This is a genomic window from Bacillus sp. FSL R5-0439 (assembly GCF_038008805.1).
Lineage (GTDB): Bacteria > Bacillota > Bacilli > Bacillales > Bacillaceae > Bacillus > Bacillus safensis.
This window is the reverse complement of sequence record NZ_JBBOZW010000001.1, coordinates 3,567,618-3,593,133: the sequence shown is the minus strand read 5'-3', so window position 1 is coordinate 3,593,133 and position 25,516 is coordinate 3,567,618. Positions and strand designations below refer to the sequence as shown.

Sequence of the window (25,516 nt, the reverse complement as noted above, 5' to 3'; positions counted from 1 at the left end):
AAATATCACTCTCCTTTTAGACCGACCGTCAGTCTATAATGTATGCAGGATTGGTATTGAAGTGACCAATCACTGATTATTTTCATCCTGCTCACCAGATAATCGCTTCAGCAAGAAGGAAAAGCTACCCTTTTCTGCATGCAATGAGGATTCAAGTATATCGATAAAAGCTAAAGCGCGTTGTATACTTTCTTCGGCTGTCCATTGAAACAGGCCATCATCAAATATGACCTGTGCAGAAGCAAGAAGGAATTCAACTGTCTCTTGCGGATACTTCGTTTTGAATGTCCCTTCCTCTACACCTTGCTGAATGACTTCTGCCAACACTGGTGATAGTTCTTTAATGGCTTTAATTAAGCTTTTTTGATGCATTTCTGCATTAGAAGGCTGATGGAACTGATCGATCATCCCCTGTTTATGGCTTCCTTGCTGAGGTGATTGCGCCATGATGATACGAAATAGTTTGTCAACGACTGGAAGGTCTGGATCAGCCGCAATACGCTTTGCCACGATGATATCTTCTTTGATGATCCTGTCAATAATGGCATCCATTACTTCTTCTTTGGATGCAAAGTAGTAATAAAAGGTGCCTTTTGCAATGCCAACGGATTTTAATATGTCAATAATCGTTGTTTTCTGATAGCCTTTGGTTGAAAAAAGCGCTTCTGCTGCGTTTAATATGTCATTTTTACGTTCCTCAGGATGTTTAACGGTTCTCATAAAGCCATCCTTTCTTTTAACTAGACTGTCGGTCGGTCTTTGATTTGATTAAACACTTTTTAGGGTGTCTTTGTCAATGGCTGGTTTTTAAACACTTTGCATTTATTGTTCAAAGACACTATGATACATTGAATGAAAACACCTTCAGGAGAGATGCCTCATGCAATTTTTAACCAGTGAATTGGCTCAAGAAATGGTTGAACGTACGATGCATATTTTACATAAAAACATCAATGTAATGAATGCAGATGGTGTCATTATTGGTTCTGGTGAACGAAACAGGATTGGCCAGAAACATGATGGTGCACGACTTGTTCTGACAAGCGGGAACAGTGTGGAAATTGACCATGAGACCTCCTTGCGCTTAGAAGGAGTGAGACCGGGGATCAACCTGCCTATTTGCTTTCATGAACAAGTAGTTGGTGTAATTGGGATTACTGGTGAGCCAGAGGACATTCGGCATCATGCCGAGCTGGTGAAGATGGCAGCTGAACTGGTGTTAGAGCAATCTTTTCTACTCGAACGGGTTCAATGGCGTCATCGAATAGAAAGTGAAATTGTCAATCAGTTGATTTCATATTCTGATGTTGGGGATCATCAGCTGAAAAATCGAGCTGCTTGGCTGGGAATGGATTTAGACAAGCGCCGAAGGGCTATTGTTTTTCAGCCAGTTCCATCCTCAGAGGATGCTGTTCATAAATTGATGCATGCGATTCAATATGATAAGAAGTCGGATGATTTACTTGGTATGACCTTTTGTCATGAATTGATTCTTTTAAGTCATTCAATACCTGAACATCAATTAAAGCAGATGGCAGGTCATCTGCAAAGAACAATGCAAAGAGCAATAGGAGGCCAAGTGCTAGTGGGGATAGGGACTGTCGCTGACGACATCAGCCAGCTGCCAATTTCTTTTCAGCATGCGAGAGAAGCCCTGAGATTAGGGAAAGCTCTTGATCCGGAAGAAAGTATGTATTTCTTTGAGTCTTATCAGCTGGAAAGCTTATTCATGATTGCGGGAATTGCTGAAAAGAAAAGTCGATGGACTGACTTTTACAAGCCGCTGACACAAGAAGCAGAGCTCGCCCATACATTAAGGGTTTACATTGAAGAGGGCGGTGATTTGCAGAGCATTGTTGATCGTTTATTTATTCATCGGAATACATTGCGTTATCGTTTAGACAAAATTCAAGAATTGACTGGAAAAGACCCTCGTCATGTAAAACAGTTAATCGAGCTTTATATGGCGCAGCTAATGAATCAATTATCTTGATTGTGCAAATGCACAATTGAGTAGAGTGATAGATGAAAAAAGTTCATCCAGATTCACAACACAATCCCTTTGGGTAAACGCTTACAATTGGAGAAAGATATTTTTAGGGGGATTGAGGATGAGTGGAGATGTAACGGTAAGTACTTTGGGAGCCCTGGCGGCGCTTGTGATCGCGATTGTTCTCATTCTAAAAAAAGTATCACCTGCTTATGGCATGCTGGCAGGTGCATTTATAGGCGGCTTGGTTGGCGGTGTAGATATTGTTCAGACCGTCAACGTCATGATGGAAGGTGCTAAGGACATGATTCCAGCTGTCCTTAGAATTATGGCGGCAGGTGTATTGGCTGGTGTTCTCATTGAGTCGGGTGCTGCGTTATCGATCGCTGAGGCCATTGTGAGAAGGCTTGGTGAGGCGAGGGCGCTATTAGCACTCGCACTTGCAACGATGATTTTAACAACAGTGGGCGTTTTTGTAGATGTTGCGGTTATTACGGTAGCGCCCATCGCACTTGCCATTGCCAAACGCGCAAAGCTCTCAAAAACGGGAATTCTTCTTGCTATGATTGGAGGCGGGAAGGCAGGAAATATCATGTCACCGAATCCGAATGCCATTGCCGCTTCAGATGCTTTTGGTGTACCTCTGACTTCAATGATGGCTGCGGGTGTCATTCCAGCTATGTTCGGGCTGGCGGTTACATATGTATTAGCTAAAAAGCTTGCAAACAAAGGGACACCCGTTCTTGAAGAGGAAACCGGGCAAAGTAAAGTTCAAATACCTGCTTTTTTTCAAGCACTGGCTGGTCCGCTCGTTACCATTTTATTGTTGGCTTTAAGGCCGCTTTTTCAAATCAATATAGATCCAATGATCGCCTTACCAATTGGAGGGATTGTAGGCGCTCTTTTCATGAAAAAAGGGAAATTTCTCAATGATTATGCGATGTCAGGGCTTCATAAAATGTCAGGTGTCGCGATTATGTTATTAGGGACAGGTACGTTAGCAGGAATCGTATCGAATTCTACCTTAAAAGATGTGTTTATTCAGGCACTTGATGCATCGGGTTTACCTCCATATTTACTTGCACCAACTTCAGGGATATTTATGTCAGCCGCTACTGCTTCGACAACAGCTGGCACGGCGGTAGCGAGTGGTGTGTTTAGCGGAACACTGATTGGGCTTGGTGTGTCTGCTCTTTCAGGGGCAGCCATGATTCATGCTGGCGCAACAGTACTTGACCATATGCCGCACGGGAGCTTTTTCCATGCAACAGCAGGAAGTGTTCAAATGGATATTAAAGAGCGTTTAAAGCTCATGCCTTTTGAATCGTTAATCGGTTTGACGTTAACCGTTGTATCGACCATTATTTTTGGCGTTTTCCAGCTGTTTGGCTAAAGGACATGATAAGAAATGAGGGGCTGATAGGATGAAAATTGTGATCGCACCAGATTCATTTAAAGAAAGTTTGTCTGCTTATGAGACAGCATGTGCCATTGAACGAGGATTTCGTTCTATTTTGCCACTCGCAGAGTATATCAAACTGCCAATGGCAGATGGCGGAGAGGGAACTGTTCAATCGTTGGTTGATGCGACGGGCGGGCATATTGTTTATCAAGTGGTCACGGGCCCGCTTGGTGAGCCTGTGGATGCTTTTTTTGGCATGTTAGGGGACAGTCAGACTGCTGTCATAGAGATGGCTGCAGCCTCTGGATTACACCTTGTTCCGCGAGAAAAACGTAATCCGTTATGGACGACATCGAGAGGAACTGGTGAATTAATACTTGCAGCGCTGGATAAAGGAGCGAAGCATGTGATCATTGGGCTTGGCGGAAGTGCAACAAATGATGGCGGTGTTGGAATGATGCAAGGATTAGGTGCAGCTTTCCTTGATAAAACAGGACATGCATTGACGTCAGGCGGTGGGGCACTTCATCAATTAGCTTCAATTGATTTATCTGGACTCGATCCAAGACTGCAATCCGTCCGGCTGGAGGCGGCTTGTGATGTGAATAATCCTTTAACAGGTGAGAGAGGAGCGTCTGCCGTTTTCGGCCCTCAAAAGGGAGCAGATGAAGAAATGGTTCAAGTGTTAGACAAGAACCTAGCTCATTTTGCACGAGTAGCTGAAAAGCAGTTCAATGTATCCTTTGAAGATGCAGCAGGGGCAGGAGCTGCAGGGGGACTTGGTGCGAGTTTATTAGGCTTTTTAAAAGCCGATTTGCAAAGAGGAATCGATATTGTGCTGAAAGCTGTTCATTTTGATGACATCATCAAGGAGGCAGACCTTGTCATTACGGGAGAAGGCCGAATTGACCGGCAGACCATTTATGGAAAAACGCCAATCGGCGTAGCCAAAGCAGCGAAGCAGTATAATCTACCCGTGATTGCCATCGCAGGCTCTCTTTCAAAAGACAGTGCAGTCGTACATGATCATGGAATTGATGCACTTTTTAGTATTGTTCCAGGTATTACCTCTCTTTCTGAGGCGATACGCGATGCAAATCTTCATGTAGAGAGAACAGCTCGGAATATCGCAGCTTTGTTAGAATTTGGAATAAAAAAGTAAAAGGTGAAAAATGTTTCCTTTTCTATCACATTCCTTCTATGAGAAATGTGGTAAAATCGATATAAATGATGTAGAAAGTTGGAGGAAACAAAAATGTCTAATCTACCGAATTGTCCTTCGTGCAGCTCACCTTATACATACGAGGACGGCAGACTGCTGGTTTGTCCTGAGTGTGCGCATGAATGGTCACTTGAACAAGAGCAAGCGGCAGAGGAACAGCTTGTTGTCAAAGATGCGAATGGGAACCTGTTAAGTGATGGGGACACGGTCTCTGTTATTAAAGACCTAAAAGTAAAAGGTTCTTCATCCGTTTTGAAAATAGGAACGAAGGTCAAAGGCATTCGTTTAGTGGAAGGCGATCATAACATTGATTGTAAAATTCCTAGCTTCGGCGCAATGAAATTAAAATCAGAGTTTGTGAAGAAGATATAAACAAAAAAAGTTATACTATTAGAACTTGCCGATGAAGGCTAAATCTGAGCAAGAAATAAGTATAAGAATGTTGTAGTTGTACAAAAAACACCTAAATTGTTAAAGGAAACATATCCCTTAATAAATTAGGTGTTTTATATTTTTATACAGTTTTTAAAATGATGAGGAACTATTCAAAGGAATATCCGTATATATTATTGGAATAATTTAAGCTTATCATTTCATAAATTAATTGAGTCTAAAAATAAATGGGAGATAAAAATGGAGTTTGGATATTTTAAGAAGCCTGTGATCAAAAAAACGACCAAATGTATACCAATTAGTAATAAAGAAGAAATCACGATTGGATTTATAAAAAGATTTTATACAAACAAAGTTGAAAAGTTGATTGATCACATATTTGATGAGTTTTATGTGAATGTTGAAGTAATGGATTCGAATTCTAATATGATTGTAAAGGCTATTGAAAATAAATCTCTCCAATCAATGTTACGTTCAAATTGGGTGATAGAATGTAAAGATAAAGGAAGGTTATTATTAGAAGATAGAACTAAAATTAAAATAAATCCAACTATGAAATTAATAATAAATGAAACTATATACTATCTAAAGAAAGATTTTTCCAATAAACGTGTTAGATTAGAAAACTCAGAGCAGACGATAGCTGAAATTACATACGATAAAATAATACCTCCTGTAACAGTTAATATTGAAAAAAAGCAGGGTGACTTATCTTTACATCTTATCGCATGCCTCTATTATATATTTATGTTAAGAGAGTAAGCGGGGATCCTATAAGTGCATCATCATTTTGAATCCCACATTCTATAAACAGTATTTTAAATCATTACCTTAACCCTACCTTAAAAAAGGCAGATGATTCGCTAAATTTTGGCTAATCCCCTTCACAACTTTTGGGCATTGCTGTACCATATGGAAGTGTATTTCTATTTTTGACGGATCATGGTGTTTATCAGGAAATAGAATGATAGATGATACTTAGACAAAGAAGGAGAGGTAACGTGACGAACGTTTTAGAACTGCATAATGTATCTAGGCATATTCGCGGGAAAAAGATTGTTCAAGACTTGAGCTTTTCTGTCCAAGCGGGCGAAGTCTTTGGCTTCTTAGGACCAAATGGTGCAGGGAAAACAACAACCATTCGTATGATGGTCGGTCTTTCTCCCATTACATCTGGTGACATTCTGATTAATGGTCATAGTATTCAAACCTCCTATCAGCATGCCATCCAAGATGTCGGTGCCATTATTGAAAACCCAGAAATGTATAATCACTTAACGGCAAGACAAAATCTTGTTCACTTTGCCAGAATGAATGGGAAAGTGGATGAAGCGCGAATTGATGAGCTGTTAGAGCTAGTCAGCTTACAGCATGTGAAACATAAACGTGTGAGTACATTTTCATTAGGAATGAAACAGCGATTGGGCATTGCGCAGGCACTCATACATAGACCGAAACTGCTAATCTTAGATGAACCAACCAATGGACTTGATCCTGAGGGGATTCGAATGATACGAGATTACTTGAGAAGGCTCGCAAAGGAAGAAGGGCTGGCTGTTATTGTTTCAAGTCACCTCATGTCAGAGATGGAATTGATGTGTGATCGCTTTGCAATTATCCAAACAGGAAAGCTAGTTGCCATTGAGGATCAGCGTGCTGAGACGAAGCAGGATGATTTGGTTAATTATCGAATGAAGGTAGCAGCCGGGGAGCTTGAAGAAGCACAGGAGCTTATTGGTGCATTTGAGGAAGGCGTCACTGTAAGAGAAGAGGAGCAGTACTTATTCTTCTCTATGCTAGAAGAAAAAATGCCAGAATTAATTCGTCATTTGAGCAGCGCGTCTATTCATTTGTACGAAATTAAAATCGAAAAACAAACCTTAGAAGATAAGTTCTTAAGCTTAACAGGTAAAAAGGAGGCAGACGTATGATTCGCCTCATTCAAAACGAGTGGATGAAGATCAGTTATCGTATTGGTACTTGGATTATGGTTGGGCTTCTTGTATTAGGTATGGTTGCCACGCTGATCTTTGCAGTGAAAACAAATGACAAAGATCAAGCTTCAGGTGATTGGAAGACTGAACTGCAAGCGATCAATAAAGCAAACAAGGAAGAATTGAAAGAGGATAATATAGGATTTTATAAGAGATCCCTTGAAAGCGAAATAGCAATCAATGAGTATCGAATCAAGCATAATTTACCTCCTGTAGATCAATTCGGTAAAAATGCATGGACTTATGTGAAGATCAATGCTGATTTGCTTCAGCTGGTCGGTGTATTTGTGATTATCATTGCAGCGACGATTGTCTCGGCTGAATATAAGCATGGTACAATTAAATTATTACTCATCCGTCCACCATCAAGAATGAAAATTCTTTTATCTAAATACTTTACCGTTCAACTTTACTCTCTATTTCTGATCGCGGTCCTATTTATCCTGTCATTTATTCTAGGTGCGATCTTCTTTGGACTTAATCATGATTATGTGTACTTGTCCTATCAAAATGGTAAAGTCATTGAACAATCTCAGCTTACAAATATGGTGTCATATTATTTGGCACATTGTGCTATGTTTGTTGTACTAGGAACACTTTCTTTTGCCATTTCAACGGTATTTAGAAGTGAGGCCCTTTCTATTGCGATTAGTGTGTTAGCTTATATTGTTGGAGCATCCATCACAAGCATTTTGATGTTCTTCTTTGATTGGGCGAAATACTTATTGTTTGCCAACGATCCTGCACAATATTTCGCGGACACACCTACTTTTATCGAAGGTATGTCTCTAGGATTCTCATTAATCGTCCTAGTCATCTATTGGGCTATTTTCTTAGCCATTGCCTTAATTGTCTTCCAAAAGCGTGAAGTGAAAACAGGTTAATTTAACTTTTTAGGAGGTTTACACATGATGAAACGTAAAGGTGAAAAAATTATGGGGATTATTAGTATTGTCCTCAATGCCATTGGTGTTGGGTTTGGGGCATTAATCCTTTCTGTAGGTCCATCTTTTTATGATGAAATCAATGAAGTGTTAAAAGAGGAAGGAGAAACATTGCCGATCGAAACGCTTCAGGCTTCGGTTCATGCATTTGGTACTCAGTTCATGGTCGTTTCCGCAATTGCGGCTGTGCTGTCGATTGTCGGTGTGATTTTCTTGAAAACTGACCGTCGTGCCGTGCTATCAGGTATTCTTTTCTTGGTTTCTGCTGTGACTCTTTTAATTGGAACAGTTGGCCTTGCATTCGTTCCAATGGTTCTATTGTTTATCATTGGATTAATGTCTCTTATTAGAAAGCCGAATACAGACATTCACACAAGTGAATATCCTTCATAATGATAGAAAAGACATGCGCATATCCGCGCATGTCTTTCTTTTTAAATGATGCCAATCAGCATCGCCACGAACAGAAGGATAATACTGAATCCCCACATCCAAAAGAAAGAGTAGCGGATGTGTTTCCCCATATCAACCCCTGCAAGACCTACAGCGAGCCAAACAGCGGGAGCAAGCGGGCTGACAAAGGTTCCGATGATGTTCCCAATCATCATGGCATATGCCGCAGAAGTGCCTGGTACGCCAACTTCAGATGTAATGGATTCAACAATTGGCAGAAGGGCGTAATAATAGGCATCTGTACTTGTCAGCATATCCAGAGGCACCCCAAGCAGCCCAACAATGATATGTAAAAATGGCAGCAAGAAGGCTGGTAAAATGTGAATACTGTCCACAGCAATGGCTTTCAGCATCCCCGTGCCTTCAAGAATTCCTAAAAATGACCCTGCGGAGAAAATGACAGCCGCCATCATCAGCGCACTAGGTGCGTGTGCCTTAATCCTTTCCATTTGCAGATTCACATTCGGAAAGTTAATCAATAGTGCCAGTGACAGGCCAATCATAAACATAAAACTAGCAGGAATCACGTTCAACACGAGAAGCACGACAACAGATACAAATAGGATAAGGTTGACCCAAATGAGATGATAACGCTTTAAAGAGGCGTCTCCCGTTTCACTAATAGACTGAATCGCACGATCCCAATCTGCGCCTTCTAGTTGAACCGCAGCTATTTCATTTGCAGCAATTTTCACCCGAATTCGTTTTTCTTCCCTTTTTCCTAAAATGAATGCCATCCCTAATACGAGCACAACGCCAATGAGCTGAATTGGAATGAGCGGCACCCAGAGTTCAGAGGGATCCATATTCAGGACACTTGCTGCCCGTCCAGTCGGTCCGGCCCATGGAATCATATTGGTTAATCCGGCACTCGTCCCGATTAATAACAGCAGTAAATAAGGACTCATATGTAATTTTTTATAAAGCGGAAGCAGTGCAGGTACAGTTAATAAAAAGGTCGTAGCCCCTGCTCCGTCTAAGTGTGCGATAACCCCAATCAAAGCAGTTCCCATTGCAACTGTGACAACATTTCCTTTTGTCAGCTTGATTAAAGCTTTAATTACAGGTTCAAAGAACCCTGTATCTTGCAAAATGCCAAAAAATAAAATGGCGAAGATAAACATGGTCGCCACCGGTAATACTTTGATAATCCCTTCCTCAAAGAAGGTTTGAATGTCATTGATCCCAAATCCCGCGATGAGTGCCCCTATTAAAGGCACCATGACCATGGCGACAATTGGACTTGCTTTCCCCCAAATCAGCAGCACAACAATCGTTAAAATAATCAACAATCCAACAAACGTTAACATAAGCCCCTCCCCCTGCAAATAAACCGTTTACATTTATCTATTCTTTTCATCCAATGCACTCCCATAGGTGCATTGAAAAAAAAGATTATCAAATTTATGAGTATGAAGCAACCGCTTTCATACCTATACAATGGTAAAAAATGATGGAGAGACCAGTCGTAATGCGGCATCAAATATTGCAAAAAAATTTAGATAAAAAATAACTAATAAATTCACAGCGATAAATACGGGTAAATAGGTCTATTAAAATCGAAAAGCGCCCAATAAATGGACGCTTCTTTCAATTATTTTTTCAGGATGACGTACTCGTAAGGATCAAGTTGAAGCTGCTCAGGCACTTGCTGGCCAGTCAGTATATTCACATAGCTTGCCTCTGAATCTAGTGACATGTTCTGCTGCTCTTCTGAAAAATTCATCAAAAACACATAGTCCTGCGTACCGTCTGTTCGTTTTTGTACACTGACTCCTTCTGGAATTGCAGTGGATAGGACGGGCTGTATGCCAATGCCTGCGATAAGGTCTTCGTAAAACTCATCATAAAAAGCCTGTTCATTTTCTGAGGCCATATAGTATGCCTTCCCTTTTTCTAATGAACGGACAGTCAGGGCTGGCTGTCCTTCGTAGCAACCATTCTCAAAATGCCCTAGCACAGAGGCCGTTTCAGGATGTATGGATTCGCAATATTGTCCGACATGATAGGTGCGTCCATTCCCTGTCGTCATTAACACATGTTCATCTGGCATCAAAGTGTTGATTTCCTCTGCCCAAATGCCAAGTACATGACGGAGAGGACCAGGGAAACCTCCGAGGAAACAGAGATCATTTTCATCGACCATGCCGCTCCAGTAAGTCGCAATAAAAATGCCGCCCGCTTTGACAAAGGCTTCAATTTTTTCTGCAACGCCTGGTTTGATCATGTAGAGCATTGGCCCAATGAGCACACGATAGGATGAGAAATCCTTTTCCATTCCGACAATGTCAACAGGGATGCCTTTTTTCCAAAAGCTTCGATAGTGAGTTTGACAAGCCTCTACATATCGTTTGTTTGTATTATTTAAGCCTTGCGCATCATCAATGGCCCAGTGGTTTTCCCAATCGTAAATGATGGCAACCTCTGGCTGAACGGATGTGCCCGCAATTGGCTGCAGCTGCTCCAGTTGTTTCCCTAGATCAGCCACCTCTTGAAACACGCGCGTATGTTCATGACCAGAATGATCGACAACGGCACCGTGGAATTTCTCAGAGGCGCCTCGGCCTTGCCGCCACTGGAAATAAAGCACGGAGTCTGATCCGTGGGCAATGGCCTGCATGGCAGAAAGGTGTGCCATGCCTTTATGTTTGACCTTGTTTACTTCATGCCAGTTCACAAGGCTCGGCGTACTCTCCATGACGAGAAACGGCTGTCCGTCCTTTAATGAACGATACAAATCATGTACAAAGGCGACGTTTGATGCTAATTCGGCAGTTGTTTCTCTGCCGCTATGCCAAGCAGGATAGCTATCCCATGAGATCACATCGACCTCTTTAGCAAATTGATGATAATTCAGCCCAAGGAATGGACGCATATGTGGATAGTCACCCATAAAGTTCGTGGTTACTGGGATATGAGGCGTCAATTCCCGCAGCGGTTCAATTTCATTTTGATAAAAATTAATCGTTTGCGCTGTGACAAAGCGTTTCCAATCCAGGTTCATGCCGTGAATCATGTGCTCCCCGTGTGGTGCGGGAGACTCGATTTGTGACCAATCACTATACGTGTGGCTCCAAAATCCTGTCCACCATGCTTGATTCAAAGCCTCAAGATCATGATTGTATTTGTCCTTCAAATAGTCTCGAAATGCTTCCTGGCAAAGATCGCAATGACACTCGCCGCCGTACTCATTTGAAATGTGCCACATGATCAGTGCTGGATGATCCTTGTAGCGTTCCGCAAGCAGCCGGTTGAGTGTGTTCGTTTTCTCTCGATAAACCGGAGAGGTGAAGCAATGATTATGGCGCAGTCCATGTAAGTTACGCTGACGATTCGCTTCGACGCGCAATACTTCTGGATATGTTTGCGACAGCCAAGCAGGTCTTGCCCCGCTTGGCGTAGCGAGAATGGCGTGTGCCCCCTGCGCTGCCAAGCGGTCCATAATGTCATCCAGCCAAGCAAAGTCATATTGACCTTCTTTTGGCTCTAGCTTACTCCATGCGAATATGTTGATGGAGAATGTTTGACAGTGTGCAAGCTTCATTAATCGAAAATCTTCGTCAATGATCTCTGGCATATGGAGCCATTGATCTGGATTGTAATCGCCACCATGCAAAAAGCCTTTCACATTTGGGTGAACGAGTGGGTAACGCTTTCCCATTTTGTCACGTCCTATCCTTTTAGTTACGGTGTCATTTGTTTAAATACATCAAGAGAAGGTAGTGCTTTTCCGTTGAAATCAAACATCGCTTGATTTTCCCACGCATTTCCGACAGTACCGGTGGTTTGAATATAAGCGAGCCCGTATTGACTAGACCACGGAGCACCTTTCGCTGGAATCCAAAGCGGCTCCCAATAAAAGAATCCTTTTCCGCGGTTGTTGTTTACTTTTGAAATCTTTTCGGATAGATCTCGTATAAAAGATGCCTGGCCTTGAGGTGAGGCTGGATAGCCGGCTGTGTTGACAGAGTCTTGATTAAATGAGTTATCTAGGTTGTCACCGTTTGCTGTCGTAAAGCCGTAAGCAGTTTCCACCACGATGACGTCTTTGTTATAGCGGGCACTAATATCATTCATATTGGACGTAAGACCGCTAAAGCCGCCGTCCCAATACGGGTAATAAGATAAACCGATTGTATCGAATGAGACGCCTCGTTTTGTGATTTCATCAAACCACCAGCGGGATGCACCATTGTCTCCGCCATGTGCAAGGTGAAGCATGATTTTGATGTTTGAATCGACAGAGCGGACGGCATTTGTGCCAGCTTTTAGCAAAGCAGCGAGCCGATCAAATTCACCACCGCCTTCACCCCAGCTTTTTCCGTTTGGCCACAGCATACCTGAGTTCAACTCATTCCCGACCTGAACCATATTCGGCAAGGCATTTTGCGCTCTCATCGCTTTGAGCACATCGCCTGTGTAAGTGCCGACTGCTTTTTCTAAATCACTTTGTGAGAGGGACGCCCACGCTTTCGGTTTGAATTGTTTACCCGGATCCGTCCAGAAATCACTGTAGTGAAAATCAAGCAGCACTTTCATATTTTGTGCTTTTGCACGTTTCGATAAAGCGATGGCTGTATTGAGATCATTTGTCCCGCCGTTATAAGCACGGCCTTGATTGTCATATGGATGGTTCCACAGTCTGATACGCACATAGTTGACGCCTTTATCCTTTAATAGCTTGAGCGGATCAACCTGCTGTCCGTTCTGGTTGTAGTATCTGCCACCGCTTTTCTCTACTTCTGCAAGCATAGAGATATCGGCTCCTTTGATGAAATCACCTTGCAATCCATTGATCGGCTGAACAGAAATCGCATCTGCCTTAGCTTCAGGCAAAACACCTAACCCTATCAGAAAGAAAAAGGCAACAGTGACAAGCAACCATTTCTTCATCAAATCTCCCCTTATCCTTTTGTCCCGCCTTGTGTGAGGCCGGACACAAATTGTTTTTGTAAAACAAGGAACAATAAAGCGACTGGAATCGCAATGAGTAAAGCCCCGGCTGCAAAGGTCGTGTAGCTGGCACCCATTTTATCTGACACAAGATTGTACAGACCGATTGGGAGCGTATACATTTCGGGTGAGCGGACAATGACACTGGAAATGATGAAATCACCCAGTGGACCTGTAAATGAGTTGATCGCGACAACGGCTAAGATGGGCTTAGCGAGCGGCATAATAATTTGGATGAAAATCCGGAAATGCCCTGCGCCATCCATTCTGGCTGATTCATCGAGATCCTTCGGAATCGCATCAAGATAGCCTTTCATTAAATACGTATTCATCGGAATTTGTCCACCTGCATAAATCAAAATCAGGGCAAGGTGGCTATTAATGAGTCCAAGCATTTGAGCAAGAACAAAAATCGCAATCAGCGCTGAAAATTGAGGAATCATTTGCAGCAGCAAAAAGAGCATCAGCCCATTTTTACGTCCTTTGAAGCGGAATCTGGAAAAGGCATAGCCTGTAAAACTAACAAGAATCAGCGTTAAAACCATAGTGGCAATACTGATCTTCATTGAGTTCCAATACCATTTTGCATAAAGTGCCCCCTGACCGAAGAACAGTTCGGTGAAATGGCTGAACGTTGGATCCTTCGGAAACATACTGGTACTCATCAGGCTGTTCCCAGGATTAAAGGAAGCACCGATCGTCCAAAGCAGTGGATATAGAATACAAATGGAGGCAATGAAAAGGATAAAATAAGTGATGCTCAGGCGAATGAGCTTATTTTGTTTTGATCCCATATCACATCATGTCCTCCTCTTTGAATGAATTCGTTCTCTTAAACTGCCAGAGTGCAATGGCGATGACAAAGATTGAAAGTAAGATCGTGACTGCGGCAGCAAGTGCATATTGAGAAGACTGCATCGTGAGTTTGTAAATCCAAGAAACCAAGATGTCCGTTCCCCCGGCAGTTGAGCCAGCCACAGGTGGTCCTCCGCCATTAAATAAATAGATGATATTAAAGTTGTTAAAGTTAAACGTATATTGCGTGATTAATATAGGCGCAATGGAATAAAGGACAAGCGGTAACGTGATGGACCGGAATTTCTGAAAGAAGTTTGCCCCATCAATGGTCGCAGCTTCGTATAGATCCTCTGGAATCGCCTGTAAAACACCGGTTGTCATAATGAAAACAAAAGGGAATCCAAGCCAAGTCTGCATCGCAATGAGGGCGATTTTGCTCCAAAATGGATCTGTCAGCCATGGTTTTGGATCAATCCCAATCGATGCAAAAAGTGTGTTGTTAATGGCTCCAAATGTATCGTTGAACAGTCCGGCAAACACCAAAATGGTCACAAAACCTGGAACAGCCCAAGGAAGAATCAAAATCGTTCTAAAAAACCGTTTTCCCTTTAAATCCTTCTGGTTGAGCAGAACCGCTAGAAAGATGCCAATGGCACATTGAAGGGTCGACGCAGCCAACGTCCATACGACGGTCCAGCCAAGTACATCAATGAAAGTGTCTCTCCAAATATCAATTGAAAAGATATTTTGAAAGTTCTTGATCCCTACCCAATCAATCAGATTTGCAGGAGGCGAGTGGTATAGATCGTAGTTCGTAAAAGCCAGCGCAAAGCTGAACATAATAGGAAAGACAACAGAGAATAGAAGTAAAAAGAAAGCAGGAGTGCTCATTAAGTAAGGAAAGCCTTGGTCGATAAGCTGATGATATTGAGCTCGAATGGAATGGAGCGGAACCCCTTGATCACGTTTTTTTCCGTTTATAAAAGCGTCACGCATCATGAGTACGTAAAAGCCGATACCAAAACCAGCTGTTAACAGTGCAATAATCCCTTTTGCCAAAAGGAAAACAGAGTTGTCACGAGGCAGCATCGTACCTAGTGTGAACAGCCCCCAGAAGCCAATATTAAATAAATCATAAAATACGATGATAAAAGAGACGCCGAATAGGAAAAAAAGTGCCCCTTTGCCGTACTGTTTATTGTATATCTGCCCCATCCCGGGTATAAGGGAGAACATTAGCGCCCGTCTCCGGTGTGTCTTTGATTCCACTATGTGTGTGCGGTCTAGTTCAAGGTTACCCGTCACGTCTAACACCTACTTCATATGAAATTAGATCAAATACGGGCAGCTTGATAGACTTAAAGGCTACCCGTGTTTGATAATTATTTGGAGTGATTTGCTTTAATTTGAGAGTCGATTTGATTGACCGCATCATCAAATGCCTTTTTCACATCTGTTCGTCCGGTTGCAATGAGGCCTAATGCGCTGTCAATCGGCTTCCACACCTCTGCCATTTCAGGGGTATTCGGTGTCAGTGTGGCATATTTCGTTTGTTTTGAAACAGCATCCGCATTGACGTTTTCAGTAATAATTGGATCCTTCATCAGCTTTTTCACTGGTGGAATTTCCTCTGTTACTTCAAATCGCTTCTTCGAATTTTTTTCATTCGTGATAAACTCAACAAATTTCTCAGCAAGGTCTTTATTTTTAGAATAAGAGGAGACGTTGTAGCTCTTTACACCTAAGAATGAACTCATATGCTTTCCGTTCGGGAGTGTTGGCAGCTCTGTTACGCCATAGTCAATTCCAGCTTCTTTATATGGACCAAATGACCATGGACCAGAAATGACAGCTGCCGCCTTTTTCTCTGTGAATAAGGAGTTGAGGACATTGATTCCTTGTTCACCAATGATACCTTTCGGGAAAAGTCCTTCGCTAAAGAATTTTTGAATGTATTTTCCGCCTTCGATGGCGCCATTGTTGTTCAGGCCAATATCATTCACATCATAGGAGCCATCGCTTTTCTGTTTGAAAATATAGCCCCCTGATCCGCCTAACACACTTTGTGCATAGTAAATTTCATCCCATTTCGCAACAAAACCGTATTTCCCGTCTTTTGTCAGCTTTTTCGAAAGGTCATACCAGTCATCAAGTGTAGTTGGTGCCTTTTTGACAAGGTCTTTGTTATAGAAAAGCACAGTCGTTTCAACGGATTTCGGAAGGCCATACAGCTTGCCGTCTACCGTTTGTGATTGAATGGATTCGTCTGTAAAGGAATCGATTACTTTTTGATCAGGCTTGATTTCCTGTAACAGCCCCTCAGTGACAGCTGATCCAATTTGATCGTGAGGCATTGTGATGACGTCTGGGCCTGTCCCGGCTGCTCCATCAAGGCGGAGAGCTTCGATTTGGTCAGCATACGCTTTTTCGACCACTTTGATTTTCACATCGTTTTGTTTTTCGAATTCTTTTACAGCGTCTTGAATCCCATCAGACTTTTTGACATCCTCCCATACTAGCAAGGTCTTTGTACCTGTAGATGCTGGCTGACTCCCGCTTGAATTGTCATCTCCTGGCCCGCATGCTGAAAGCAGAAGCACAGCAGTACCAACGACTGCTGATAATGTCGCCCATTTTCCCTTTTTCATTGGTAATCCCCTCTCGTTCTTTTTTCACAGATGATAAGAAAACGCTTTCTTAATGTGAGAATATCAACTTAAGTAAAAAAAGTAAACATATTTTATTAAATTTATTAAGTAAAATTTTTTACTCATATAGAGAGAAAAGAAGCCCTCCATATTAGGAGGGGCTTCCAGTTGATTATATGGTGCTTTTTCGAAAAACAGGCTCTGAGGCAATCAGAACAGTTTTAGGCAATGTTCTGCCGTCCACAAGTCTTTCTAAAAGTAAATCGATCGCTGTCTCACAAAGTAATGACGTATGGATATGATACGTGGTGAGCGGCGGCGACACATATTGAGATACATGAATATCGTTGATACTAAAAACGCTGACGCGATTCGGCAGAGAAAATCCGCGCTCATTTAATGCTTGTAAGCAGCCAATGGCAAGAGGGTCACTAGCGACACAAAAAGCGGTGGGCAGATCATCACCAAGCTCATCAATCGCCTTCATCATGAGCGCATAGCCTTCATCGACTGAGAAATGGTGGCCGATATAGACCAATCGCTCATCAAGCATATGGCGGGCAAGCATGTATTCACGGAAAGTCGTTTCACGAATATCTGGAATGTGCACATTCGTATTGAGATCAAGATCTGTGCCGCCAATGAATCCAATGGATGAGTGTTCTTTTTCGATAAAAGAATCGACGATCTTTTCAACAATTCGTTTCAGGTTCGGCTTTACAGAATCAAAACGATCTTCATCCGGTGTCGTATCAATAAAGACAATGTGCGGAGTGACCGCATATAATTGGTCAAGCTCTGACGTTTTAAATCGGCCGATGGCGATGATCCCTTCTGTAGCAGGATCAATGGAATGAAGCCCATCAGAAGGATTGTAAGCGGTGACATTTAAGCTCCGAGTATTGGTGAGTTCCTCAATGCCGAGTCGAATGGATTTAAAATAAATATCTTCAAGCTCTTCCTTTTCGGTCATCCAATAGAGAAAGGCGATTTTTTTTAATGAATGTTTGAATGTCTTCTTTTGGTAGGACAAAGCTTCTGCGGCGGCATATACTTTTTCGCGTGTTTGATCGGTGACAGATAGGTTGGGATCTTGGTTCAGTACGCGAGATACCGTTGCAATGGATAAACCTGCTTTTTCTGCAATGTCCTTTATTTTAGCTGCCAAATCAGCACCTCCTATAGAAAATATCTCCTCTTAGTATAGAGTCTTTAAAAAAATTAGTAAATATTTTTATTAAATTGTTTTCGTTTAGGCGGTTCTTTACGTGCTGGAAAGGAATTAGTAAGATATATATATGTAAGGTGTTGGATTAAGATTTCTGATAGGAGAGGGACCGATGTATTACGATGCACTGAAGACATTTGTAACAGTGGTGGAGGAGAAGAACTTTACAAAAGCAGCCCAAAAGCTGCGGATTTCTCAGCCGAGTGTTAGTCTTCATATTAAGAACTTGGAGCAGGAATTCCAGACCGTTCTGCTGAATCGTTCGCCAAAGCAATTAACCGTTACACCAACTGGGGATATGCTGTACCATCGATCAAAACAAATCATTCGTCTCTATGAACAGGCGAAGCAGGACATTTATGAGCATCATCATTTGGCAAGAGGAAAGCTGACCATCGGGGCGAGCTTCACAATTGGTGAGTATGTGCTGCCGCAAATATTGGCGGAGTTTCATCAGCTCTATCCGCATGTTGATATTGAGGTGGTCATTGATAATACAGAGGCGATCGCCGGACACGTCCGTTTATTCCATGTCGATATCGGTTTGATCGAAGGACAAACCAATGACAAAGAGCTTTCTGTAGAAACTTTTCTAGAGGACGAGCTGTATATTGTGGCGCCATTAGATCATCCTTTTGCCAAGAAGAAAGATGTCACCATTGATCAATTACAAAACGAAACATGGATCACGAGAGAAGAGGGATCAGGGACAGGAGAATATTTACAGCATGTCCTGAAATCAAATGGACTGAAAGCACGAACCTTTGTGACCTTTAGCAGCAATCAAGCCATTAAAGAAGCTGTGATCCACGGAATGGGTCTTTCTGTTTTATCTAAATATGTCCTCCAGCGAGGCAGCATTGGCGGTGAATTGGCTGTTATTTCTGTGAGAGGCATGGATTTCAAACGAAAATTCTCCTATGTCGAGTCACCGATGACTGGGGGAAATAAAAATAAGGAATTGCTCGTTGAATTGTTAAGGAAAGAGAAAAAAGGAGCTTCTCCACAATAGGAGAAGCTTCTTTTTTTATAACCCTTTGATTTTAATTTCATCGACTGGAAGGAAGATTTCACCTGTATCTGTATATTTCATGGTGACCTGATCGCCCTCTTTTAAATAGATGACGAGAGGTTCTTTTTCAGATGACATAGTGTAGCTTTTTCCATCGTCTAGCAGGAAGGTGACGGTTGTATAATCACCGGTCTTTTCTTTGTAGACTCGTTTGACCTTCCCTGCTGCTTCTTTCTTTTCTTGCTTAGAGGAACTGTTAACGGTACCGCCGCCTTTTTGCAGAGCTGTTTTATAGGCTCTCAGTGCTTCGTTTGGTGTAGAAGCGTACGCAGCGATTTCTGGATTGGCTGCAGAAACGATAAAGTAGTTTTGCAGGAATCCATTTGAATCGAGAACCGGTGTGAGCCAGCTGGCTTCACCATAGAAATTATAGAGAATCGGCATGCGCCCTTTCCATTTCTTCTCGATGAATCGTTTCTCAATAATTTGCAGAGCGCCCTGAGAATCCATATAGGATTCTTCAAGATTTCCGGTATAATAAGTCGCTTTTCCTGTCCGGGCATTTGTGAGGGCATATCCGAGCATGGAATCAACGCCCTCTTTCGGACTTGTGAAATCTGTGAAGTAATACATATCTCCTTTTGAATCAAACACTGGGCTCACATTGGCTTCCGTTCCTTCATCGGAAGGCAGCTTTACATCTGACTTCCCAAACATACTGTTCCAGAACCCGTGAATATAGTTTCCGAAATAGCTGTTTTGCAGGCTGACCGCCTCTGGTGAAACAGCACCGTCGATAAAGGCAGGTACTTGATCTAGAGCATATTTCTTCGTGGCACCCGTTTTGGCATCAACAACGACCACACCGGAAGCTTTAAAGCCGTTTCGTGCAGAGATGAAATCGCCATACGTTTGAATGTAATAAGGCTTGCCGTCATCATTGATTTCCAGCTGTGTATCGCCGTAGAAAATCAAATCTGGGTACTGGAGACGGATATGCCGCTCAATTTCTTTGTTGAAATAGGAGGAAGGCGTATAAACCATCTCCGTCTTCACGAACTTTGGATTAGCAGATGAGTCAGTCGCGCTTAATGTAAAGTAACCCGGCGTGCTGCCTGCACGAATCCATTTAAAGAAGTCCGAGAATTCCACCGGAGCGATGTAAACATACTCACCGTTGACCTTCTGAATTTGCAAGCTGCCAAGCTCATAGTAGCTTGTATTTGGAACCTGTCCGAACGATTTCTTCATTTTATTACGGGCAAATTGAGGCGGTACACTCGCAGGTGTTTCTGTCTCTTCAAACGCTTTGATTTCTACTTTTTGCTCCATTTTGGAGACATCGAATTTCTCATTCGCATTGAATAGAAAAGCTGTCGCCATGTAAACACCGAGCAGTAATAGAATAAGGAACAGCACGCCTTTGATTTTACGCTCCAATCCAACTGACAAAAAGGCGCCTGCTGCTGTCACAACAAGACCAATCAGCCATAGGGAGGAAGGGTTCCGATCTAAATTGGTGATGTAATAGAAAACAAAAATACCGATCATAAACAGTAAAGCAAGGCCAGCAATCCACATGAACGGCACCTGCTGTTCTGTTCCTTTCTTTCTTATAATCAACCTAATTGGTGTGAGCAAAAGGGTCAGGACAAGACCGATCACAACCGAAAATAACAGAATATATCCCACAAACAGATCTCCTTTCAAATCAATCACTCTTTTAGTATATACGAGTGAGGCGGGGAAAAGATTCATCGGATGGAAGGTTCATCTAAATGCCAATCGAGTTGATGGCGGAACGAACATCTTCTTTCATTTCGTAGAACTTGAGTCTTTGTTCAATTTTTTCTATTAAGGCATCAATGGCTTGACCTGACATATGTGTTTGGATGCGATTTTGATGTGTATACACTTTGATCTGAAGTTCATCGATTAGATCTAAAATTTTTTCCGCTTCTTGACGGTCATCTGCAAACTCATTTTGAAGCTGATGCCGGATGGCTCTGATAAGTGCTGTTTTCTGTTCTTCTTTGATCTTTGCTTTCAAAGCTGCCAGCTCTGCTGGTGTCATGTCTTCCGTGTCAAAGTTTGCTTTTGAGAAGATGGAGCTTGATGTATGCGTATCTGTCATTCTTTGCAAAAAACGATCTGCATCTGTTGGTTGTTTCTTTGAAAATTCCATTTATCGTACTCCTTAAGAAATACCCATGTTCTTTGCCAGGGCTGTATCTGCATTGTGGTATTGTTTTCCAAGATCGCTCATATCATCTGATATTGAGTCCATCCACCTTTTCATATTCATAGCGCTATCTATCGCTGTATCATACTTTTTGACCGAATAGAACTCATTTTCAAGACCTTCTGTTTTTAAGTGGCGAATCACGGCATCTACATCTGAAGCCGTCAGCTGATCATACGAACCGAAACCGACAATTTGTTTGTATCTCGAACGAACTCGTTCTACCGATTGATCTACTTTGTCATCGAGTTTCTCAATTTTGCGAATGATTTGCTGCATATGGTGATCAGCATATGTCGAGAATTTACGCCCTGTGTTCATGAGAACGTGGGACTTAATTAAAATCGCCACTACACTATGCGGATCAACATTAGATTGACCCAACTGTTGTAACATGGCCGTAGTAAGAGAAGGATTTTTTTTCAACATATCATCAATGGTTTGAACGGAGCCATCTGGCGAAAAGGTATAACGATCTAATCCATGGCTGCCAGCGAGGGCTTCAAGAAATAAATTCGCATCCAGTGAAGGATTCACACTCATTGCCCGATTGAGGAGGTCTTTTATGAATTGGACGGCTTTTGAGGAGTCCTCGGAGTAATCGACGCCTTCAGGGAGAGCGGCATCATACATCACTTTCACTCGACCGATTTCTGTCGTATGCCGATTTAAAAGAGAAAGCCCGTCATTGAGATTGATATATTCTGTTAATCTACTGCGGTAATCGCCTTTTAATGCTTTAGCTTGTAGACCATCCGATAGATTTGGGTAAATATTCGGATTCTCAAAGGTGACCCCGCCTTGAATAAAATCATTTTTGACAAGAACATAGGAAGCATTTGACCCGCCGAGTGAATGCCCTGTGACATACATCTTCGCATTCGGCATTTTCTTATGGATTTCTTTCGCATACCGATCCGCTTGAACCATTTGATTCTCTGCACCATGCTCAAATGGGATATTTTTAATCAGATACTTTGTATCCGAAACCATCCAATCTTGAACAATTTCATTTGTATAGGCGGTTGTACCTGTTGTCAACTTAGTCGTCACTTCCTGTGAACCCTTCGACCGACTAAAAGGAGGCAGCTTCGTCAAAATGGTAGAAAGAAGATCATCTGACTCTTTTTTTCCATGTTTTTTAATGGTATCTTTATATTGGTCTGCACCAATCGGTTCTGAGCCACGGTAGGCGATGACGGCGTTTTTGATTTTGGTGAGGTCTTTGCCGCCATCAGAGCGCTCGAAATCAATCTCGGATACAAGGGTTAGTGAATTAAGACCTTTTTTTGTTTCTTGATAGTCAATAACATACATTATTTGACCATTACTAATTTCTATCTCTTGAGAGTGTTTATAATTTTTAATTGCATAAGATTTTGATGATATTTCCTTATAATCTTCGTCAGTAAGCTTAAATTGATTTGATTTAATGGTCAATAATAACACTCCTGTTATATTTATCTATGTTAATTATATTATAGATTGGTATAAATATCTATTATAAATACATGGCTTATTATACAAAAAAGAGCAAGTATTATATCAATAAAAGGTGGATATTGTATAAATGAAAAACACAATTAAAATTATATGTGTTCTAGTTCTCGTCCTATTTATCTCGGTGATGTTACTTATTCTACAACTTGATAAGAAAAAAGAATCTAACGATGCAGGAGGAAAAAATATCGTGGAAGAAAGAGAAAAGAGTGATCAAGAAATAGCAGAAGATTTTGCAGAGAAGATGAAACCTAAGGTTGAAGAGCACTTGCACAAAAGAGATATTCATAACTTTATCAAAACCATAACGTTTGAAAAAGATGTGACCATCAATCCAATGGGGGACATTACAATCGATGGCTATATAAATAATAAACCGGAGAAGTACGGATTTTCAGCTTCTTTACAATATAGAGCTAAAAAAATAGGTTCAATGAGTTATGATCCTGAGTTGTCATATCGTTTTAAAGATTGGGATAAATTTAAAGATGAACCAGAATTAAAGGAAAACTATCTTAAACGACTCTCTGAAAAAGAACGAGAGCAATATCTCAAAGACATTGGAGAAAAAGAGTAATAAGATCAACCTGCTAATATTCCCTAAATAGTTGAAACAGGCATATGCTATCATTCACCTAACAACACTTACAAACAAGGGAGAGATTTCACCCATGGTAAATACAAAGAAATTGATCTTGGATGTAGATACTGGAATCGATGATGCGATTGGGATTTTGCTTGCAGTGAAAAGTAAGCAGTTTGATATGTTGGGGATTACAACGGTGTGCGGGAATGTGTCTGTCGATACCGCTACTTTGAATACGTGTAAAGTGCTTGAGCTGGTTGAGGTAGATAACATTCCTGTCATCAAAGGTTCAGCAACCCCTCTTTTAAGAGCACCTCATTATGAACATCGGGTACACGTTGAGGATGGAATTGGCGGCGCTTTAAAGGATGCCCGGCCTAAGAAGACCGCAGATGCTGGTTTTGCGCCTGATTTTATCATTGAACAAGTGCTGCAGTATTCGAAGCAGGTCACGCTTGTGTTGACAGGGCCCTTAACGAATTTAGCCCTTGCGGTAAAAAAATGCCCTGAGCTGATTCATCACGTGAAAGAGGTCATTTTTATGGGGGGAGTCGTGCAGGGACAGGGGAATGTCACACCGGTTGCGGAATTTAATACATATGCAGATCCAGAAGCGGCAAAATTGGTGCTGGAGGCTGGGTTCCCTTCATTGACTCAAGTAGGACTGGATGTCACGAGACAGGTCTTGTTAACAGATGAGAGAATCGATGCCATTCAAAATGAAACGTTGGCAGCTTACATCAGAGAGAGTACAAGCATTTACCGCCAGCGCTATTTTGAGCGTAATGGTGTGTGGGCGTGTGCCATGCATGATCCGCTTGCTGTAAGTCTTGCCATTAACAAGAAGCTTGTAAGCACACAGGCTTTTCATGTAGAAGTGGAGACGAAGAGTGAGTTTTGTGACGGTCAAATGATCTGTGATTTTCAGCACCAATGGGAGAAAGAGCGCAATGTCCAAGTGTGTATGGATGTAGATGCTGAAGCTTTTTTTGATTTATTGATCAAAACGATGAATTCATAAAAAAGAAGTCTGTGCAAACAGGCTTCTTTTTTATAAGATGGGAACATGAGGAAATGTATGCGCTCACATGATTAAGGGAGGAGTGAAGTCAATTGGCTTCTGTCAGTTTAAGTAGTATTGAAAAAATACGAGCAGCAAGCAGAGGATTGCCGCCAAAGTTGAAAGGAATAGCAGAACATATTACGAGTGAACCTGGCGACATTATTCATTTATCTATTGTCGAGCTTGCCAAAAAGACAGCGAGCTCAGAGGCAACGATTTTTCGTCTTTGTAAAAGGCTTGGATTTGAGGGCTTTCAAGATTTGAAGATTGCAATTGCTCAGGAAATAGATCAAACAAAGCCTGATTATGTAGACGAAGAAATGAGTCTTGATGATGATACGGCCGTTTTTATGCAAAAGGTTTTTCAGACGAATATATCCGCATTAAAGGATAGCTTTCAATTGTTGAATCCAGAAGATGTAGAAAAAGCCATACAAATCATTCATGAAGCAAAGCGCTTAGAGTTTTATGGGAGTGGCGGGTCGGGCCTCATTGCAACGGACGCTTTTCATAAATTTATGAGGACAGGCATCAACTGTATTGTTCACACCGATTCTCATTTTCAAGCGATGTCTGCTGGTCTTCTCGACCAGCACAGTACAGTGATCGGTATATCTCATTCTGGCCGGAATAAAGATTTACTCGATGCGATGAAAACAGCAAAGGAAAAAGGCGCGAAAACCATCGGTATTACAAGCTATCAGCGCTCCCCATTAAGCCAGCTTGCTGATGTCACGTTGTATACATCGACGCAAGAAACGGCCTTTCGAACAGAGGCGATGTCTGCAAGACTTGCTCAGCTCACTGTCATTGACGTACTATACTTTGCACTTGCTCACTTAAGGCAGCAGGAAACTTTATCGAATTTAAAACAAATGAGAGAAACCATTTCACAAAAAAGGGTGTAATGGTTTCAAAAATAAATTTTTCTATTAATGAAAAATGCTGTTGTGGTAACGATTGTGAGCTTTTAAGTGAAAAAAATTTTCTTTTCAGTCGTTGAATGTCGAAAAAATTATTCCTATAATGGGATTTAACAGGTATATGAAAACAATAAATATGATTTCAAATCAATGATTGGGCGTGAT

The 25,516-nt window shown here is 41.8% G+C and carries 23 protein-coding genes; 12 read left to right on the top strand and 11 right to left on the bottom strand.

Annotated elements, in window-relative coordinates:
- Positions 1-69: 69 nt before the first annotated feature.
- Positions 70-720, bottom strand: coding sequence for a TetR/AcrR family transcriptional regulator (locus NST59_RS18500; RefSeq protein ID WP_126682538.1), 651 nt, complete (start codon positions 718-720; stop codon positions 70-72).
- 160 nt (positions 721-880) lie between these two features.
- Here NST59_RS18500 and NST59_RS18495 point away from each other — a divergent pair, with 160 nt between their 5' ends.
- The 8 genes from NST59_RS18495 to NST59_RS18460 all read left to right on the top strand — a co-directional run bounded on the left by NST59_RS18495 (position 881) and on the right by NST59_RS18460 (position 8,338).
- Positions 881-1,993 (top strand): CdaR family transcriptional regulator, encoded by a 1,113-nt coding sequence (locus NST59_RS18495; RefSeq protein ID WP_039182716.1) that lies wholly within the window; start codon positions 881-883, stop codon positions 1,991-1,993.
- Between the two features lie 118 nt (positions 1,994-2,111).
- Complete coding sequence (locus NST59_RS18490) at positions 2,112-3,383, top strand: GntP family permease (protein WP_144489755.1); 1,272 nt, start codon at positions 2,112-2,114, stop codon at positions 3,381-3,383.
- A 31-nt stretch (positions 3,384-3,414) separates the two neighbouring features.
- Positions 3,415-4,554 (top strand): glycerate kinase, encoded by a 1,140-nt coding sequence (locus NST59_RS18485; RefSeq protein WP_341040890.1) that lies wholly within the window; start codon positions 3,415-3,417, stop codon positions 4,552-4,554.
- A 93-nt stretch (positions 4,555-4,647) separates the two neighbouring features.
- On the top strand, positions 4,648-4,986 hold the full coding sequence (locus NST59_RS18480) for a zinc ribbon domain-containing protein YjdM (protein WP_144516185.1): 339 nt from the start codon (positions 4,648-4,650) through the stop codon (positions 4,984-4,986).
- Positions 4,987-5,247: 261 nt separating this feature from the next.
- The gene (locus NST59_RS18475) at positions 5,248-5,769 is read left to right on the top strand and encodes a tubby C-terminal domain-like protein (RefSeq protein ID WP_144489759.1); all 522 of its coding nucleotides are present in this window, start codon (positions 5,248-5,250) and stop codon (positions 5,767-5,769) included.
- 239 nt (positions 5,770-6,008) lie between these two features.
- On the top strand, positions 6,009-6,938 hold the full coding sequence (locus NST59_RS18470; protein ID WP_082672235.1) for an ABC transporter ATP-binding protein: 930 nt from the start codon (positions 6,009-6,011) through the stop codon (positions 6,936-6,938).
- Positions 6,935-7,885, top strand: coding sequence for an ABC transporter permease subunit (locus NST59_RS18465; protein ID WP_058838400.1), 951 nt, complete (start codon positions 6,935-6,937; stop codon positions 7,883-7,885). The genes NST59_RS18470 and NST59_RS18465 overlap by 4 nt, the downstream gene beginning before the upstream one ends.
- A gap of 24 nt (positions 7,886-7,909) precedes the next feature.
- Positions 7,910-8,338: a DUF4064 domain-containing protein gene (locus tag NST59_RS18460; RefSeq protein ID WP_039182706.1), complete on the top strand. Its 429-nt coding sequence runs from the start codon at positions 7,910-7,912 to the stop codon at positions 8,336-8,338.
- A gap of 41 nt (positions 8,339-8,379) precedes the next feature.
- On the opposite strand, the gene NST59_RS18455 is transcribed toward NST59_RS18460, so the two are convergent.
- The 7 genes from NST59_RS18455 to NST59_RS18425 all read right to left on the bottom strand — a co-directional run bounded on the left by NST59_RS18455 (position 8,380) and on the right by NST59_RS18425 (position 17,965).
- Entirely contained in the window at positions 8,380-9,708 is a 1,329-nt protein-coding gene (locus tag NST59_RS18455) for a CitMHS family transporter (protein WP_058838401.1), read from the bottom strand.
- A 284-nt stretch (positions 9,709-9,992) separates the two neighbouring features.
- Positions 9,993-12,059, bottom strand: coding sequence for a beta-galactosidase (locus tag NST59_RS18450; RefSeq protein ID WP_341040889.1), 2,067 nt, complete (start codon positions 12,057-12,059; stop codon positions 9,993-9,995).
- Positions 12,060-12,082: 23 nt separating this feature from the next.
- Complete coding sequence (locus tag NST59_RS18445; protein ID WP_039182699.1) at positions 12,083-13,291, bottom strand: glycoside hydrolase family 53 protein; 1,209 nt, start codon at positions 13,289-13,291, stop codon at positions 12,083-12,085.
- A gap of 11 nt (positions 13,292-13,302) precedes the next feature.
- Entirely contained in the window at positions 13,303-14,145 is an 843-nt protein-coding gene (locus NST59_RS18440; protein WP_039182698.1) for a sugar ABC transporter permease, read from the bottom strand.
- A gap of 1 nt (position 14,146) precedes the next feature.
- Positions 14,147-15,385 (bottom strand): carbohydrate ABC transporter permease, encoded by a 1,239-nt coding sequence (locus NST59_RS18435; protein WP_047203725.1) that lies wholly within the window; start codon positions 15,383-15,385, stop codon positions 14,147-14,149.
- A gap of 146 nt (positions 15,386-15,531) precedes the next feature.
- Positions 15,532-16,797 carry an extracellular solute-binding protein gene (locus NST59_RS18430; RefSeq protein WP_039182694.1) on the bottom strand — a complete coding sequence of 422 codons (1,266 nt, stop codon included), beginning with the start codon at positions 16,795-16,797 and terminating at the stop codon, positions 15,532-15,534.
- A gap of 172 nt (positions 16,798-16,969) precedes the next feature.
- A complete protein-coding gene (locus NST59_RS18425) occupies positions 16,970-17,965 on the bottom strand; it encodes a LacI family DNA-binding transcriptional regulator (protein ID WP_039182692.1) in 996 nt (331 codons plus the stop codon).
- Between the two features lie 172 nt (positions 17,966-18,137).
- On the opposite strand from NST59_RS18425, the gene NST59_RS18420 reads away from it, so the two are divergent.
- Positions 18,138-19,037 (top strand): LysR family transcriptional regulator, encoded by a 900-nt coding sequence (locus NST59_RS18420; RefSeq protein WP_041087486.1) that lies wholly within the window; start codon positions 18,138-18,140, stop codon positions 19,035-19,037.
- Between the two features lie 15 nt (positions 19,038-19,052).
- Here NST59_RS18420 and NST59_RS18415 read toward each other — a convergent pair whose 3' ends face one another.
- The 3 genes from NST59_RS18415 to NST59_RS18405 all read right to left on the bottom strand — a co-directional run bounded on the left by NST59_RS18415 (position 19,053) and on the right by NST59_RS18405 (position 22,719).
- A complete protein-coding gene (locus NST59_RS18415) occupies positions 19,053-20,729 on the bottom strand; it encodes a hypothetical protein (protein WP_039182688.1) in 1,677 nt (558 codons plus the stop codon).
- Positions 20,730-20,811: 82 nt separating this feature from the next.
- The gene (locus NST59_RS18410; RefSeq protein WP_047203721.1) at positions 20,812-21,222 is read right to left on the bottom strand and encodes a hypothetical protein; all 411 of its coding nucleotides are present in this window, start codon (positions 21,220-21,222) and stop codon (positions 20,812-20,814) included.
- Between the two features lie 12 nt (positions 21,223-21,234).
- Complete coding sequence (locus NST59_RS18405; protein WP_144491647.1) at positions 21,235-22,719, bottom strand: lipase family protein; 1,485 nt, start codon at positions 22,717-22,719, stop codon at positions 21,235-21,237.
- A gap of 130 nt (positions 22,720-22,849) precedes the next feature.
- Here NST59_RS18405 and NST59_RS18400 point away from each other — a divergent pair, with 130 nt between their 5' ends.
- From NST59_RS18400 to NST59_RS18390, 3 genes are all read left to right on the top strand, one after another.
- Positions 22,850-23,356 (top strand): DUF1433 domain-containing protein, encoded by a 507-nt coding sequence (locus NST59_RS18400; protein WP_126682526.1) that lies wholly within the window; start codon positions 22,850-22,852, stop codon positions 23,354-23,356.
- A gap of 94 nt (positions 23,357-23,450) precedes the next feature.
- A complete protein-coding gene (locus tag NST59_RS18395; RefSeq protein ID WP_341040888.1) occupies positions 23,451-24,386 on the top strand; it encodes a nucleoside hydrolase in 936 nt (311 codons plus the stop codon).
- A gap of 92 nt (positions 24,387-24,478) precedes the next feature.
- On the top strand, positions 24,479-25,336 hold the full coding sequence (locus tag NST59_RS18390) for a MurR/RpiR family transcriptional regulator (RefSeq protein WP_341040887.1): 858 nt from the start codon (positions 24,479-24,481) through the stop codon (positions 25,334-25,336).
- The last annotated feature ends 180 nt before the right edge of the window (positions 25,337-25,516 follow it).